This is a genomic window from Phaeospirillum tilakii, assembly GCF_042683125.1.
In the GTDB taxonomy this organism is placed as follows: domain Bacteria; phylum Pseudomonadota; class Alphaproteobacteria; order Rhodospirillales; family Magnetospirillaceae; genus Phaeospirillum; species Phaeospirillum tilakii.
This window is the reverse complement of the sequence record NZ_JBHUIY010000130.1, coordinates 1-540: the sequence shown is the minus strand read 5'-3', so window position 1 is coordinate 540 and position 540 is coordinate 1. Positions and strand designations below refer to the sequence as shown.

The following is a 540-nucleotide window of genomic DNA, read 5'->3' as shown; positions in this document are numbered from 1 at the left end:
CGCGGCAGCCGCTCGGCCCGGTGCGTGTCGGCCGCGATGGCGACCAGCTGGCGCGCCACCGCCTGCGGCCGGAACGACCGCTTCACGCCGCGCGCGATGCGCTCGCGCAGCGCGTGAGGCTCGGGCCGGTAGCCCGGGCTGCCGATCACGCCGTACAGGCTCACATAGTGGTCGATGATGTTGTCGAACCGCTGTGCCGGCGTTTCGGCCGGCCGCGGGCGCGACAGCAGCGCGCGGCGCACCTTGAGGCTCTCCTTGGGCAGGCTGCGATGGCCGCTGGTGGTCATCATCAGCGTCGACTTGCCGGCGCCATTGGCGCCGATCAGGCTGACGATTTCACCCTTGTTGACCTCGACATCGACACCGGCCAGAGCGCGGATATTGCCATAATAGGTTTCGACACCCTGGACTTTCAGAAGCGGTTCACCGGACATCAGGCCGCTCCTCCGTCGAGTTCTTCCGCAATCACGTCTTCCACTTCATCATCCTCGACACCCAGATAGGCGGCGATGACCTTCGGGTCGTTCTTCACATGGTCCG

2 protein-coding genes are annotated in these 540 nt (G+C 66.3%); both read right to left on the bottom strand.

Features of this window, described 5'->3' with window-relative positions; genetic code table 11:
• Window positions 1-434 (bottom strand): ATP-binding cassette domain-containing protein (locus tag ACFSNB_RS18830; protein ID WP_377319358.1); only part of this gene is annotated, 434 nt, incomplete at its 3' end.
• A partial coding sequence (locus tag ACFSNB_RS18825; RefSeq protein ID WP_377319360.1) for an ABC transporter ATP-binding protein C-terminal domain-containing protein occupies window positions 434-540 on the bottom strand: 107 nt, incomplete at its 5' end. The genes ACFSNB_RS18830 and ACFSNB_RS18825, both read right to left, overlap by 1 nt.